At 69.0% G+C, this 14902-nt stretch carries 15 protein-coding genes and 1 tRNA gene; 9 read left to right on the top strand and 7 right to left on the bottom strand.

Annotation, left to right across the window (positions count from 1 at the left end; translation table 11 throughout):
- Position 1: 1 nt before the first annotated feature.
- A complete protein-coding gene (locus IEY21_RS03940) occupies positions 2–760 on the bottom strand; it encodes a pseudouridine synthase (RefSeq protein WP_188901582.1) in 759 nt (252 codons plus the stop codon).
- Positions 757–1128, bottom strand: a complete 372-nt coding sequence (locus IEY21_RS03935; protein WP_188901580.1) for a hypothetical protein — start codon at positions 1126–1128, stop codon at positions 757–759. The genes IEY21_RS03940 and IEY21_RS03935 overlap by 4 nt, the downstream gene beginning before the upstream one ends.
- A 165-nt stretch (positions 1129–1293) precedes the next feature.
- On the opposite strand from IEY21_RS03935, the gene truB reads away from it, so the two are divergent.
- Complete coding sequence (gene truB / locus IEY21_RS03930) at positions 1294–2226, top strand: tRNA pseudouridine(55) synthase TruB (RefSeq protein WP_188901578.1); 933 nt, start codon at positions 1294–1296, stop codon at positions 2224–2226.
- Positions 2227–2273: 47 nt separating this feature from the next.
- On the opposite strand, the gene IEY21_RS03925 is transcribed toward truB, so the two are convergent.
- On the bottom strand, positions 2274–3488 hold the full coding sequence (locus tag IEY21_RS03925) for a saccharopine dehydrogenase family protein (RefSeq protein ID WP_188901575.1): 1215 nt from the start codon (positions 3486–3488) through the stop codon (positions 2274–2276).
- A 56-nt stretch (positions 3489–3544) separates the two neighbouring features.
- Between IEY21_RS03925 and IEY21_RS03920 the strand changes: the two genes are divergently transcribed.
- From IEY21_RS03920 to IEY21_RS03900, 5 genes are all read left to right on the top strand, one after another.
- Positions 3545–3904, top strand: coding sequence for a hypothetical protein (locus IEY21_RS03920; protein WP_188901573.1), 360 nt, complete (start codon positions 3545–3547; stop codon positions 3902–3904).
- 271 nt (positions 3905–4175) lie between these two features.
- Positions 4176–5018: a serine/threonine-protein kinase gene (locus IEY21_RS03915; protein WP_188901571.1), complete on the top strand. Its 843-nt coding sequence runs from the start codon at positions 4176–4178 to the stop codon at positions 5016–5018.
- Positions 5009–5911, top strand: coding sequence for a DNA polymerase III subunit delta (gene holA / locus IEY21_RS03910; protein ID WP_188901569.1), 903 nt, complete (start codon positions 5009–5011; stop codon positions 5909–5911). Before IEY21_RS03915 ends, holA begins: the two co-directional genes overlap by 10 nt.
- Before the next feature lie 252 nt (positions 5912–6163).
- Entirely contained in the window at positions 6164–7300 is a 1137-nt protein-coding gene (locus IEY21_RS03905) for an acyl-CoA dehydrogenase family protein (RefSeq protein WP_188901567.1), read from the top strand.
- Positions 7301–7388: 88 nt separating this feature from the next.
- Positions 7389–8084, top strand: coding sequence for a hypothetical protein (locus tag IEY21_RS03900; protein WP_188901565.1), 696 nt, complete (start codon positions 7389–7391; stop codon positions 8082–8084).
- A gap of 23 nt (positions 8085–8107) precedes the next feature.
- On the opposite strand, the gene IEY21_RS03895 is transcribed toward IEY21_RS03900, so the two are convergent.
- Complete coding sequence (locus IEY21_RS03895; RefSeq protein ID WP_188901563.1) at positions 8108–8602, bottom strand: DUF456 domain-containing protein; 495 nt, start codon at positions 8600–8602, stop codon at positions 8108–8110.
- A 93-nt stretch (positions 8603–8695) separates the two neighbouring features.
- Positions 8696–8772: transfer RNA gene (locus tag IEY21_RS03890), tRNA-Met, on the bottom strand.
- Positions 8773–8957: 185 nt separating this feature from the next.
- Between IEY21_RS03890 and fni the strand changes: the two genes are divergently transcribed.
- Positions 8958–10001, top strand: coding sequence for a type 2 isopentenyl-diphosphate Delta-isomerase (fni, locus tag IEY21_RS03885; RefSeq protein WP_229752866.1), 1044 nt, complete (start codon positions 8958–8960; stop codon positions 9999–10001).
- On the opposite strand, the gene IEY21_RS03880 is transcribed toward fni, so the two are convergent.
- Positions 9950–11317 carry a low temperature requirement protein A gene (locus tag IEY21_RS03880; RefSeq protein ID WP_188901561.1) on the bottom strand — a complete coding sequence of 456 codons (1368 nt, stop codon included), beginning with the start codon at positions 11315–11317 and terminating at the stop codon, positions 9950–9952. The genes fni and IEY21_RS03880 overlap by 52 nt on opposite strands.
- Positions 11318–11345: 28 nt before the next feature.
- Positions 11346–11942, bottom strand: coding sequence for a Holliday junction branch migration protein RuvA (gene ruvA / locus IEY21_RS03875; protein WP_188901559.1), 597 nt, complete (start codon positions 11940–11942; stop codon positions 11346–11348).
- Positions 11943–12074: 132 nt separating this feature from the next.
- Between ruvA and IEY21_RS03870 the strand changes: the two genes are divergently transcribed.
- Together IEY21_RS03870 and metG are read left to right on the top strand one after the other, a co-directional pair.
- Complete coding sequence (locus IEY21_RS03870; RefSeq protein WP_188901557.1) at positions 12075–12683, top strand: GNAT family N-acetyltransferase; 609 nt, start codon at positions 12075–12077, stop codon at positions 12681–12683.
- 137 nt (positions 12684–12820) lie between these two features.
- The gene (gene metG, locus IEY21_RS03865) at positions 12821–14863 is read left to right on the top strand and encodes a methionine--tRNA ligase (RefSeq protein WP_188901555.1); all 2043 of its coding nucleotides are present in this window, start codon (positions 12821–12823) and stop codon (positions 14861–14863) included.
- Positions 14864–14902: the final 39 nt, after the last annotated feature.

The following is a 14902-nucleotide window of genomic DNA, read 5'->3' as shown; positions in this document are numbered from 1 at the left end:
CTCACCCCCAGCGGCGCTGGATGCGTTCCCACTGACGGTCCCACACCTGTGCGGGCGTGTCCTGCGGATGCAGCAGATCCTGCAGGTCGCGCGGCGTGAGTTCGCGGTACTCGCCCACATCCATGTCGCCCAGCCACAGCCCACCCACGCGGTAGCGCATCAGGCGGGTCACCGGGTGCCCGATCGCCTCGAGCATGCGGCGCACCTGCCGTTTGCGGCCCTCGGTGAGCACCACAAAAGCGCCGTCGGTGGCCGGGCTGGCGCTGATGGCCTTCGCCACGCCGTCTTCGAGCTTGACGCCCTCGAGCAGGGCTTCCAGGGCCTCCGCCGACGGCTGACCCTCGGTCCAGGCGCGGTAGGCCTTCTCATGGCCGTAGCGCGGGTGGGTCAGGGTCAGGGTCAGGTCACCGTCGGTGGTCAGCAGCAGCAGTCCCTCGGAGTCGCGGTCCAGGCGGCCTACCGGGTGCAGGCCGGGCAGGGGCGGCATGGCGTCCAGCACGTTCTTGCGGCCGTACTCGTCCTGCGCGGTGGTGACGTAGCCGCGCGGCTTGTACAGCGCGAAGGTGCGCCGCTCGACCGCCTCGGAGGCGATCAGCTGACCGTCCACGCGGATGTCATCGGCATCGGTCACGGACTGCCCGAGCGTGGCGGGCACGCCATTGACCGTCACCCGGCCCGCCGTGATCATGGCCTCCGCCGCGCGGCGCGACGCCACCCCGGCCCGCGCCAGCCGCTTTTGCAGCCGCTCCGCGCCGCTCACAGGCGACCCCGTGTGGTGGGCAGGGTCAGCATGGCCGCCACCGCGAGCAGCAGCAGCGCGCCCGACAGCACGAGCAGCAGGGTCCGCAGCCCGGACGGCATCACGTCGGCCTGACGCAGCGCGGCGGGCAACAGCGCCGCCGCCGTCAGCAGGTTGCCGCCGGCCAGTCCGCCCACCTTGACCCCGTCCGGGGCGACGCCCGCCGCCACCTGGAACGCCCCCCAGGCCAGCAGGACGCCGCCGGCCACCCGTGGCAGCCACAGCGGCGAGACCCCCAGCGTGGCGGCCAGAGCGGGGGGCAGAAAATACAGCACCAGACCCAGCGGAATAAACAGCAGGGCGGTCAACCAGAACGAGGCACGCAACACGTCCGTCAGTGTACGCGGGGCGGGCAGGAAGAGGACGGTTGGGGCACGGAATGAATGGAACGGTCCGTCCGCTTCCGGATGCTGGGAATCACCCAGCGTTCGGCGCGGGACCCGGGGCCGCCGACCTATGACTGCGGCCTGCGGGGAAGCACTACCATCTGCCCCATGCCCGTGATTGCCGTCGATAAACCGCTGCACCTGACCTCGCACGATGTGGTGAACCGTGCCCGCCGGATGCGCCATACCAAACGGGTGGGCCACACCGGCACGCTGGACCCGCTGGCGACCGGCGTGCTGGTGCTGTGTGTGGACGACAGCACCAAGGTGGTGCAGTTCATGGAGGCCGACAGCAAGGATTATCTGGCCTGGATCAGCCTGGGCGCAGGCACACCGACGCTGGACGCCGAGGGACCGCTCACGGACACCGCGCCCGTTTCTCCGCTGGACCCTGCGGAGGTCCGGGCCGTGCTGGAGCGCTTCACCGGGCCGCAGCAGCAGGTGCCCCCGCAGTACAGCGCCATTCAGGTCGGCGGACAGCGGGCCTACGCGGTGGCGCGGGCCGGGGGCGAACTGGAGTTGCCCGCCCGCCCGGTGGTGATTCACTCGCTGGAGTTGCTGGGCCTCTTTCCCCGGGTTCAGGACACCCCCCGCCGCTTCTCCCCCACCCCGGACGGCTGGGTGGCGGATGAGGCGGGCCTGACCTTCACCCTGCCCGAGGCGCTTGGAGAGTTCCCCACCATGCTGGTGCGCGCCCGCGTGGGCAGCGGCACCTACCTGCGCTCGCTGGCGCGCGACGTGGGAGCGGCGCTGGGGCTGCCCGCCCACCTCGCCGGACTGGTCCGCACGCGGGTGGGGCGTTATGGCCTGGAACACGCCGTGTCCCTCGACGGCCTGGCCGACGCCACCGGACTGCCCGACCTGGCCGCCCTGGACTTTCCCCGCATCGAGGCGGACCCGGACCTAGCCCGCGAACTGCGCCAGGGCAAACGTCCGCGCCGCCCCGAGGTGGGACGGCACGTCGTGATCCTGAACGGCGAACTCGTGGCGGTGGTGGACGGCGACGGCGAGCAATTGAAAGTGGTGCGGGCCTGGGCCTGAGAGGGGGCCGCGTCGGGTCCCGCCACGCCCCTTCCCCTCACCCCGGTTTACTTCACCAGTTCAATTCCGGCCAGTTCGTCCACCGGCAGGCCCCAGGTGTTCATGGCCGCGATGAAGGGATCGGGGTCGAATTCCTCAACGTTGTACACGCCGGGCTTCATCCAGGTGCCCTGCAGCATCAGCATCGCGCCGATCATGGCGGGGACACCGGTGGTGTAGCTCACGCCCTGGGCCTGCACTTCCTTGTACGTCTGGGCGTGGTCGGCGACGTTGTACACGAAGTGGACCTTCTCCTGACCGTCCTTGCCAATTCCCTTGGCCTGCACGCCAATGCAGGTCTGCCCGGTGTAGTTGGCGGCCAGCGATTCGGGGGCGGGCAGCACGGCCTTCAGGAACTCGATGGGAGCGATCTTCTGGCCCCGGAAGTCAATCGGTTCGATGCTGGTCATGCCGATGCCCTCAAGCACATTCAGGTGCTTGATGTAGCTCTCGCCGAAGGTCATCCAGAAGCGCGCGCGCTTGATGGTCGGGAAGTTGATGACCAGCGATTCCAGCTCCTCGTGGTACAGCACGAAGCTCTTGCGGGTCGCCACCTTGGGGTAGTAGATGTCCTGGCTGATTTCCAGCGGAGCGGTTTCGACCCACTGTCCGTTTTCCCAGTACCGCCCGTTGGCGGTGATCTCGCGGATGTTGATCTCGGGGTTGAAGTTGGTGGCGAACGCCTTGCCGTGGTCGCCGTTGTTGCAGTCGATGATGTCCAGGTAATGGATCTCCGAGAAGTGGTGCTTGGCGTGGTGGGCCGTGAACACCTGCGTGGCGCCGGGATCGAAGCCGCAGCCCAGCAGCGCCATCAGGCCCGCCTTCTCAAAGCGCTCGCGGTAGGCCCACTGCCAGGAGTACTCGAACTTCGCCACATCCTTGGGCTCGTAGTTGGCGGTGTCCAGGTAATGCACGCCGGTTTCCAGGCACGCGTCCATGATGGTGAGATCCTGGTACGGCAGCGCCACGTTGATGACCAGTTCGGGCCCAAAGTCGCGGATGACCTGCACCAGCGCAGGCACGTCGTCCGCGTCCACCGTGGTCGTGCTGAACTTCGCCGCGCTTTGGGGAAAGTGTTCGTGGATCTCGGCCACGATGTGGTCGGCTTTGCTGACCGTCCGGGTGGCGATCAGCACCTCCGTGAAGACACTGTCGTTCTGCGCGCATTTCTTGGCAACGACGTTTGCCACGCCGCCCGCTCCGATGATGATGACCTTGCTCATGGCGCCGAGTTTACCCCGCCGCCGTTTGCCCCGCGCCCCGCGCTAGCCTGAACGCGATGAGCAAGCGTGCCCGCCCCGTGTCTCCGGCCGCCCCACGTGAGGTCACTCCCACCGAGCGGAGCAGCGCCCTGCGGACCTTTCTGTGGATTCTGGTCGCCTTCGTGGTGGGCATCGGCGTGCTCGTCGCCACGCTGGCGGTTCAGGGCCGCGCCGTGCGCGACTACGCACAGGCGGTGCGGACGGCGGCGCAGGCGGGTACGCCCTCCACCAATGTCTCGTATCGGCAGCCCTGCGCCGACGTGCGGCCCGGTCCCCTGCCGCGCGGAGCGCTGACCTGCGACGTGCTCGTCGAGGGCGGAGAAGTGACGGTGGTGATGGAAGTCGAGGGCAACCGGCAGTACCGCATCGGTCCCTGATTCCCGAGCGCCCGACCCTGGCCGAAATCTGGAGCGGAGTCTGGAAACAATGCGGCCCAGAGCATATCCCCGCCGGATGATGCCGGGGGCCATCCGCCGATAAGTGACCCGGACCCAATTGCCCCCTGGCGGGGCCGGCTAGGCTGGCCGCTGACCGCGCGGGGTCAAGAGGTCAAAACAGGCAGGAGCCTGCGCCTTTATTCAATGACAGGTGCCCCGACCCCCTCCAATCTTACGGAAGAATGTGAAAGACTTAACGTAGAGTGCAAACGTGAGAGAGTTGACGACCCCACCCGAGCTGGAATGCCGGACGCCTGTGGCCCACCGGGGCGGCGTTCTGTGTGAATCGGCGCGCTGGCAGGGTCTGCCCATCTTCGTCAAGACGCTGGTGGTCGACGATGCGGAGACGCGCGACCGGTTCCGGCACGAATGCCGGGTCCTGATGGGCCTCAACCATCCGGGCATCGTGCCCCTGCTCGCCGTGACCTCCAGCCAGATGATCTTTCCCTTTGTGGAGGGTGGGACCCTGCGCGACCGTCTGGAAACGGGACCGCTGAATCCCGACGAGTCCACGGCCGTGGCGCTGGGACTGCTCGACAGCGTGGGGTACCTGCACAGCCAGGGCGTGACCCACCACGACCTGAAGCCGGAAAACATCCTGCTCAGCGGAGGCCAGCTCAGCCGGGAGGCGGTGCGGGTGATTGATTTCGGCATGAGCCACGCCCGCTCGCTGCCTCAGGACATCCACAGCGGCACGCGCATGGGCACGCCCCACTTCATGGCCCCCGAGCAGTTCTATGGAGTGCGGGGTGATCCACGCAGCGACCTGTACTCGGTCGGGGCGCTGCTGTTCGACTGTCTGGCGGGATACCCGCCCTTTGAGGACGCGCTGGGCTGGCTGGCGGGCATTCACAGCGACCGTGCTCCCTGGCCCGGCCCGGATGTGCTGCATCCCATCATGGCCGCTGCCCTGTCGCGCGATCTGGCCGAGCGGCCCGCCTCGGTCCTGGAGCTGCAGGGCGCTCTGGAAGCGGCCCGCCAGCAGCTGGGCCTGCCGCCCACACTGTGGACCCATGCCCTGGACAGGCGCCGGGGGAGCACCACGTGCCACTGATCGCCTTTACCGGCAACCGCCTGCTCGCCGAGGAAGCCCTGCGCAATACCCTCCGGGAGCGCGGCCTGAATCCACGCAACCTGCCCCGCTTCGGCGGAGAGGACGTGGACGCCCCGACCCTGGAGCCGCACCTGATCCCGGGCTTGTTCGGGGACGGCGGCGTGATCGTGGATTTTGCCGGAGTCAAGCCCGACAAGGCGCTGCTGGAGCTGCTGCTCAGTGCGCCCGTGACCGTGGCCGTGCTGGACGAGGCCCCGCCCGCAACCCGGGCCAAGCTGTATGCCGCCCGCGCTGAGCAGGTCGCCTCGGCCGCGCCGAGCAGGCCCGCCGAGGTCAGCGGCTGGGTGACCCAGTACGCCAAGAAACACAAGGTCGCGCTGGACCGCGAAGCCGCCGCCTACCTCGCCGAGGTGTTCGGTGCCGACCTGACGGGCATTGCGGGCGAGCTGACCAAGCTGGCGTTGCTGGACGGCCCGCACACCCGCGAGGCGGTGCAGCGGGTGGTGGGCCGCGAGCCGCCGGGCGACAGCTTTGCCATGCTCGGCGCGGCAACGGCCGGACGACCCGGCGAGGCGGTCGCGCAGCTGCGCCGCCTGCTCGCCTCGGACGAGGATCCCTTCAAGCTGATGGGCGCGGTGGTCTGGCAGTACAGCCTGGTGGCCCGCACGGTGGCGCTGCTGCAGCAGGAAGGCCGCATGAACGAGGCGGCGGCGGCCCAGCGGCTGGGCGTCAAGCCCTATCCGGCCAAGAAGGCACTGGAGGTGGCCCGCAAGCTCAACGAGGCCAGGATCCGCACGCACCTGAACCGCATCCTTGACGCGGACCTCGCCATGAAGCGGGGCCTGGACGCCGGGGTGACCCTGGAACGCCTGATCGTGCAGCTGAGCGTCTAAGGCCGCCCACGACCTGTCTGCTCTGCCCCGGTGACGAGCACCCAGCCTTCCAGACGGTCCAGCAGGCCCCGCACCACACCCGCCGCGAAGCGGCTGCGGCTGCCCCCTCAGGAGGGTTGTACGCTGGGGCCGTGATCGGCGTGGGCGCCCCCAAAGAACTGCGGGAGTGACGCGCCCAGGCTGCCCGGAACTGATAGAATTGAACTCAGTTCAAAGCCCCCCACACCCCCTTGCCCCCAGGAGCGACCAGTCATGGATTTCACCCTGAACGACGAGCAACGCCAGCTGCAGCAACTCGCCCGCGACTTTGCCCGCAAAGAGATCATTCCTATTGCCGCCGAGTACGATCAGAAAGAAGAGTTACCGTGGCAGGTTGTGGAAAAGGCCTTCCAGGTCGGTTTGCTCAACCCCAGCATTCCCGAGCACGCGGGCGGTCTGGGCCTGGGCATGTTCGACGAATGCCTGATCGGTGAGGAACTTGCCTACGGCTGCATGGGCATCTACACCGTGCTGATGGCCTCTGAGCTGGGCATCGCGCCCATCCTGATTGGCGGCACCCAGGAGCAGCAGGCCCGGTTCCTGACCCCCCTGACCGAGAAAGCCGGGCTGGCCGCCTTTGCCCTCTCGGAGCCGGGCAACGGATCGGACGCCGCCGGCATGGCCACCACCGCCCGGGATGACGGCGACGCGTGGATTCTGAACGGCACCAAGATGTGGATCAGCAACGGCGGCGTGGCCGAGTTCAACGTGGTGTTCGCCACCACCGACAAGCAGGGCGGGCACCGGGCGACGGTGGCCCTGGTGGTTCCCAAGGACGCCCCGGGCTTCAGCCACAACAAGATCAAGCACAAGATGGGCCAGCGCGCCAGTCTGACCAGCGAACTGGTGTTCGAGGACGTGCGCGTGCCCAAGGAAAACCAGCTGGGCGGCCTGGGCGACGGCTTCAAGATCGCCATGAAGACGCTGGACAAGACCCGCATCCCGGTGGCCGCCGGCTCGGTCGGCATTGCCCGGCGCGCCATGGAAGAGAGCATCAAGTACGCCAAGGAACGCAGCGCCTTCGGCAAACCCATCACCGAATTCCAGGCCATCCAGTTCAAGCTGGCCGAGATGGCCATGGGCATCGAGACGGGCCGCCTGATGTACCAAAAGGCCGCGTGGCTGGTGGACCAGGGGCTGCCCCACGGCTTTGAGAGCGCGATTGCCAAGGCCTACTGTTCGGAAATGGCCTTCAACGCCGCCAACGAGGGCATTCAGGTCCACGGGGGCTACGGCTACGTGGGCGAGTACCCGGTAGAGAAACTGCTGCGCGACGTGAAGCTGAACATGATCTACGAGGGCACCAACGAGATCCAGCGCGTCGTGATTGCGCGGAACCTGCTGAAGTAGGCCGCACCCTCCGGGACCGTCCTGCCCGGCAAAACCCACGCTCCCACCCGGCCATGCCCGGAGCAGATGCTCTAGCATGGCCGTCTGTATGGCCCGCACCCGCCCCCCTGCCCCACCACCCGAGGCCCCGCTGCCCACCGAACTGCTGCTCAGTCCGCGCACCTTTGCCCGCAAGCTGGGCGGTACCGAGTTGCTGTGGTGGCGCTACCTGGGGGTCGTTGCCGTCGCCGGGCTGCTGGGCGGCGTGGCCTACGCGCTGCTCGTGCGGCACGCGGCGGTGTTCGCGGCGGCGGCCAGCGGCAGCAGCGCTCCGACCCTGGCGACCCATCTGGTCAACACGCTGGGCACCACCTTCCTGACGGTATTGATCTTCGTGCTGATGTGGGGGCTGGGCCGGGTGGGAGCGGGTCTGGCCGGGCGGGCAGCCGAGGTGTACGCGGCCAGCTTTGCCCTGATGCCTCCCCTGTACCTGCTGGTGATCATCTGGGGGCTGCTGACGCCCGCCGCCGCCTTCCTGCCGGACGCCACGGTCACGGGCAGCCTGACGGGCGACCCGCGGACCCTGGAACGCGCCGCCCTGGCCCAGACCGCGCAGACCTCGGCCGGATTTCTGCTTGTGGTGGTGACGCTGCTGGGCACGGCGGCGCAGTTCGGCTTCGTCTACGCAGCGATGCGCGAGCTGACCGGGCAGACAGGGCGCGCCGTGCTGGGCACGCTGCTGCCGGGGCTGCCGGCGCTGGCCGTGCAACTGATCGCGGTGTCGCCGCTGGTCTTTGCGCGGTAGGGCGAGGCCGCCCTCCCCTTTCCTCAGCCCCCCGGCACCGAGTTCCACAGCCGCCACAGGGCGTAACCGCCCATCAGCAGGTGCAGCACCAGTTTGGCGGCCAGCCCGGTGAGCAGCCCCACCAGCGTGCCCCACGCGGAGCGCAGCGCGTCGGGCACACTTTTTCCGACCAGCAGCAATTCGGCCAGCAGGGCCCCCACCAGCGGTCCCAGCAGCAGGCCGAACGGTACGAAGATTCCCACCAGCCCGCCGAGCAGCGCGCCCCACACTGCCTGCCGGCTGCCCCCGTAACGCCGCGCCCCCCACGCCGAGGCCAGGTTGTCCACCAGACTGATCAGCACCGTCAGGGCCGCGAAGGTGAGCAAAAAGGGCAGGTCGGGCCACAGCTGAAAACCGTCGAGCAACGTCGCCGCCAGCGCTCCCAGAAAGATGATCAGTGTGGCGGGCAGCACCGGCATGAAGGTCGCCGCCAGCCCGACCACCCAGGCCACCAGAAAAACGAGAAAGGCGAGGCTCATGTTCTTACACAGTACGGCCTGCGCGTTGCCGGGGTTCCGTGCCCACGCGCACACGAAACCACGAAAAACCCCCACCGTTGAGGTGGGGGACTTTGGTTGCAGGGACAGGATTTGAACCTGCGACCTCCGGGTTATGAGCCCGACGAGCTACCAGACTGCTCTACCCTGCGTTACCACTTGAACTGCCGTGAACTCTTTTGCGCCTGCCAGATGGTCTTTCTTCTTTCCGGCCCGTTCTTCCGGCGCTTGGAAATAGTACAGTGGACCGGCCAACCTGTCAACTGTGAGGGCTGCCTCTTTGGCGGCGGCCCAGGCGAGAAGCCCCGCGAAAGGTGGGGGGCGCTAGGCTGGAGCCGTGACCCTGCCAGGCCCTCCCACGCCTCCCGCCGACATCACCGCGCGCAAACTGCGCCATGTGGAGGCATGTCTGCGGCCCGAGAGTCAGTACGCCGGCGTGACCACCGGCCTGGAGACGGTGGCGTGGCCGTACCGGGCGTTGCCCGCGGGCAACCTAGCCGACGTGCGCCTGGACACCACCTTTCTGGGCCGCCGTCTGCGCGCTCCGGTGCTGATCGGCGCGATGACCGGCGGGGCCGAGCGGGCCGGGCGCATCAACTTCCATCTGGCCCGCGCCGCACAGCGCCTGGGCATCGGCATGATGCTCGGGTCCCAGCGCGTGATGCTCGAGCGCCCGGAAACCGCCGCCACCTTCCAGGTTCGGGAGGTGGCGCCCGACATCCTGCTGATCGGCAATCTGGGCGCGGCGCAGTTCCTGCTGGGCTATGGCCCGGCCCAGGCGCGGCGCGCCGTGCAGGAGGTTGGCGCGGACGCCCTGGCGATTCACGTCAATCCCCTGCAGGAGGCGATGCAGCGCGGCGGAGACACCCGCTGGTCGGGGATGGCCGCGCGGCTCCGGGAGGTGCTGCCCGAGTTGCCCTTTCCGGTGGTCCTCAAGGAGGTGGGCCACGGACTGGACGCCCACACGGTCGCCGCCGTCCGGAATCTGGGGTTCGCGGCGCTGGATGTGGCGGGGGCGGGCGGCACGAGCTGGGCGCGGGTGGAACAGCTGGTGGAACACGGCAAGGTGCGGACTCCCGACCTGTGTGATCTGGGGGTGCCCACCGCGCAGGCGCTGAGGGAGGCACGCGCCGCCGCGCCGCACGTGCCGCTGATCGGCTCCGGGGGCATACGCAGCGGACTGGACGCCGCGCGTGCCCTGGCCCTGGGGGCCCAGGTCGTCGCGGTGGCCCGCCCGCTGCTGGAACCCGCGCTGGACAGTGCCGAGGCCGCCGAGGCGTGGCTGGCGAACTTCATCCACGAACTGCGGGTGGCGCTGTGGGTCGGCGGCTACGCGGACGTGTCGGAGCTGCGCCCCCCCGCGGCGGTCCCGGGGCGCTGAGCGGCCCCCTCCCCCGCTGGCACGTCTTCCATGGCGGACAGCTGCCCGCGTTCCAGGCGCTCCATCACCTGCTCTTCCAGCCGGCCCAGCCGCCGGGTCACGGGATCACCGGCCACGATCAGGGCCAGCCCGACCGTCAGGGCAGCGACGGCCAGATGCAGCCCCACGGTGTCCAGATCCACGAAAGCCAGCCCGGCGGCCAGCGCCGCGCCCAGCAGCAGCGCAGGCAGACCGCGGTCGGGGAAGAACCGGTGCGTGACCCGCAGCGAATTCCAGCGCAGAAAGGCCAGGGTGAGCAGCGCCCCCGAGAGAGCTGCGGCCACCAGCTGCTGACTGAGGGCGTCCTCGGCGGCCCCGGCAGCGGCCAGGCCGTGACCCAGGCCCACGCCCAGCACCACCACGCCCAGCGTGAAGGGCAGGTGGCCGTACAGCCACGCCAGCATGCGCCCCACCCGGCCCTCCACCCGCGCGCCCAGCAGCGGCAGTGCCCGCGCCTGATCGAAGTACAGCCGCCACAGCGCCACCACCGCCACGATGGCGGCCAGGGCGGGCAGCAGGTTGGGCCAGCCCAGCGCCTGCTGGCGGCTGCCCCCCACGATCTCGGTCACGATGGCCCCCAGCGCGATGATCTGCAACAGGCCCACCCGCTCGGGCAGGTGTCCCTCATGTGGCAGGGCGCGGCGCTGATGGGGAAGGCTCAGCACCGGGGTCAGCACGTCAATGAGCAGCGCGGCGCACCACAGCCCGATCTGCGCCGCCGAACCGCCCTCCAGCAGGGCTGAGACCAGCCACAGCCCCGCCGCCGCGCCGAAGGCCAGCACCATGCGTCCGGCAAAGGCGGCCCCCTCGCCGCCGCGCCGCCAGACCGCCCAGTACATCCCGGCCTGGATCATCCGGCCGGCGCCGTAGGCCAGCGCGAAAGCCGGGCCCGTGTCCGACAGGTCGCCGCGCAGCGTCAGGGCGATCATGCCCAGCGAGATCAGCTGGGCCAGCGTGCCCCAGCGGTACAGCCGCGACTCGTTGCCGTAGCGGGCCGCGAAGGTGGTGTTGCCGGCCCAGGCCCACCACACCGCCACGAACAGCAGCCCGAACTCGGCCAGAGCGGCGAGGTTCAGCGCGTGCTCCGCCGAACCGGTCGTCTGGCCCAGCCGCTTGGCCAGCTGATCGAAGGCCACCACGAAGATCAGGTCGAAGAACAGTTCCAGCCACGACACCTTCTGCTCGTGGTAGACCGACTCCTGATCGTTCGGCGCTGCGGGAGAAGCCTGTTCCCCGGCCCGCTCGATCTGCACGTCGTCGGGCTGACCGTGGGTCAAGGCGGGGCCCTCCTGGGCGGGCGGGTTCTCACCGCAGACGGCCCAGGCCCTTGCGGATCAGGGCGTCGGCGCTCAGCTCCGGCTCGGCGGAGAGCAGTTCGGCGACCACGGCGCGCACCCCGGCCTCGCGGAAGCCCAGCGCAAGCAGCGCGTCCACCGCGTCGCGGCCCGCCGTGGTGATCACCCGCGCCGGTTTGGTTCCCGCGGCGGCGGGCGCGGCCAGGTGTTCGGGCACCTTGCCCTGCAGTTCCAGCACCAGCCGCTCGGCGGTCTTCTTGCCCACGCCGGAAACGCTGGAGAGCAGCTTGGCGTCCCCACTCAGCAGGCCCTGGGCCAGCGCCGACACCGGCATGGCCGACAGCAGCGCCAGCCCCAGCTTGGGGCCCACGCCGCTCACGCCGGTCAGCAGATCGAACAGGCGCACGCTGTCGGTATCGGCAAAGCCGAACAACAGCTGGGCGTCCTCACGCACGATAAAGCGGGTGTTCAGCTCGGCGATTTCTCCCACCACCAGCCTCGCCAGCGTGCCCGCCGGACACTGCACCTCGTAGCCCACGCCGCCCGCCACCACCACGGCGCTATTCTCACGCACCTCGCGCACCACGCCGGTCAGGTATGCAATCACGCCCCGGATTGTAGGGCGTGGGCGACCAGAAAAAGGGTGGATGGCGCGGATTCTGTGGCCCTGGCTGTGGCCGCTGCCCTCCCCGGAGGACCGCCGCCCGAGGCGCGTCCCCCGATCTGGTTCAATACCCGCATGTTCATCATCCGTCCGGCCCGTTCCGACGACCGTGACCCCCTGTACCGCATCTGCCTGGAAACGGCGGACAGCGGCGCGGACGCCACGGCGCTCTACCGCGATCCGCGGTTGGTGGGACACATCTACGCCGGCCCCTATCTGGCCCTGGAATCGGCGTTTGCCTTTGTGCTGGAAGACGGCGAGGGCGTGGCCGGCTACGTCATCGGCGCGCGGGACACCCACGCCTTTGAGCAGCGGCTGGAGCGCGGGTGGTGGCCTGCCCTGCGCGGGCAGTATCCCGACCCCAGCGCGGTGCCGGCTGCGCGGCGCACCCCCGACGAACGGCTGGCGCTGCTAATCCACCATCCGCGCACCACGCCGCAGAGGCTGCTGACGGACTATCCATCGCACCTGCACATTGACCTGCTGCCACGCGCCCAGGGCGGGGGCAACGGGCGGCGCATGATGACGCGGCTGTTCACGGCGCTGAAAGAAGCCGGATCACCCGGCGTGCATCTCGGGGTGGGCGGACGCAACACCCGGGCCATCGCCTTTTACCGGCACCTGGGGTTTCAGGAGCTGGAGGCGGGACCGGGCGGATCGCTGGTGTTCGGGCTGCGGCTGTAGGCCTCGTGGCAGGGGCGAGGCGTGCCCACCCCCCGAAACGCAGCCCGCCTTCCTTTTTCTCCCCTTTTTTCCGTATCCTGTACAGGTTGTCCGCCCCGCCTCTCATCAGGGCGCCGCGGCGGAGAGGAAGGGACAGCATGAGCGACCACAACGAGCAGGAATTCATTATCACCACCGCCATCGACTACGCCAACGGCGAGCCGCACATCGGGCACGTCTACGAGAAGATTCTGGGCGACGCCATCGCCCGCTACCAGCGCCTAGCCGGCCGGAACGTGACCTTCGTGATGGGCACCGACGAACACGGCGAGAAGATCAGCAAGGCCGCCGCCAAGGCCGGAGTGACGCCGCAGGAACTGGTGGACGACCTCAGCGACCGCGCCTTCCGGGGGCTGTGGGACCGACTGGAAATCAGCTACGACGCCTTTATCCGCACCACGGAGGCCCGGCACAAGAAGTTTGTGCAGGGCGTGCTGCAGAAGGTCTATGACACCGGGGACATCTACTTTGCCGAGTACGAGGGCCTGTACTCGGTGGGCGCCGAACGCTACGTCACCGAGAAGGAACTGGTGGAGGGCCCCGACGGCGTGCGCCGCTACCCCGGTGACCGAGACGCCCCGGAGCTGAGGCGCGAGGCCAACTACTTTTTCCGCATGGAGAAGTATCAGGACTGGCTGCTGGAGCATCTCAAGGCCAATCCGGGGCTGATTCAGCCCGCCGGCTACCGCAACGAGGTGCTGGAGATGCTCAGTGAACCCATCGGGCCCCTGAGCATCAGCCGCCCGAAAAGCCGGGTGCCATGGGGCATCGAGCTGCCGTGGGACGCCGATCACGTGACCTACGTGTGGTTCGACGCGCTGCTCAGCTACCTCACCCCCTTCGTGGCGGGCGGGCGCGGCGCCGAGACGGTGAGCGGGCTGGCGTGGCATGTCATCGGCAAGGACATCCTCAAACCGCACGCGGTCTTCTGGCCGACCATGCTCAAGGCGGCCGGGCTTCCGGTGTACCGCCGCCTGGTGGTCCACAGCCACATCCTGGCCGAGGACGGACGCAAGATGGGCAAGTCGCTGGGCAACGCGATTGACCCGCAACAGCTGGTCAGCGACTTTCCCGTGGACGCCATCCGCTACACCCTGCTGCGCGAGGCGTCACTGGGCGCCGACAGTCCCTACGGCGAGGGCATTCTGGTCAGCCGCCTCAACAGTGACCTCGCCAACGACCTAGGCAACCTGCTGTCGCGCACGGTCAGCATGATTCAGAAGTACAGAGGCGGCGTGCTGCCCGCCGCACACGAACCGTCCGAGCGCGAACGCGCCATCGAGGCGGCGGCGCTGGCCCTGCCCGGGCAGATTCTGGCGCTGGTGGACGATCTGAAGATCAACATGGCCATCGAGGCCGCCATGAACTTCGTGCGCGACCTGAACCGCTACATCGCCGAGAGTGCGCCGTGGAACCTCGCGAAGTCCGAGGACACCGCCCGCCGGCTGGACACCGTGCTGTACACCGCCGCCGAGGGCCTGCGCGTTGCCTCGGTGTGCCTGGAGGCCGTGATTCCCGGCAAGGCCCGCGAACTGCGTGCCCAGCTGGGCCTCGCGGGACAGACCTACGCCCTGACCGGCGCCTGGGGATTGATTCCCGCCGGTACACGGGTGCCCGGCGGAGCGATCCTGTTCCCGAAACCCGAACCGGTCAAGCCGGCACAGGAGACGCCGTCCAAACCCGAGAAACCCGCCCGAACCCGTCCCACCCAGGAGGCCGCCGCCGTGACCCAGAGCGCCGAACACCCATCCGCAGAACCGCAGTCCTCCGGACATCCCGCTCCCTCTCCCAGCGCCACCCCCGCCGAAACTGCGCCGCTGATCTCCATTGACGACTTTGCCCGCATTGACCTGCGCGTGGCGGAAGTGATCGCCTGCGAGGCGGTGGCCAAGGCCGACAAACTGCTCAAGCTGACCGTGAAACTGGGCGAGGAAACGCGCACGGTGGTCAGCGGCATCCGCAAGTGGTACGAGCCCGAGGCGCTGGTGGGCCGCAAGGTGATTCTGGTCGCCAACCTCAAGCCTGCCAAGCTGCGCGGCATCGAGTCGCAGGGCATGATCCTGGCCGCCGAGGACGACGCCGGCAACCTGGATCTGGTGGGGCTGAGTCTGGACCTGCCCAGCGGAACCAAGGTGCGCTGAGGCGCGTTCCCACACCCCGGCCCCTGCCGGAAGTCCCTC

This window comes from Deinococcus aerophilus, assembly GCF_014647075.1.
Classification (GTDB): Bacteria; Deinococcota; Deinococci; order Deinococcales; family Deinococcaceae; genus Deinococcus; species Deinococcus aerophilus.
The sequence above is the reverse complement of the archived record's forward strand: the minus strand, read 5'-3'. Positions and strand labels throughout refer to the sequence as shown.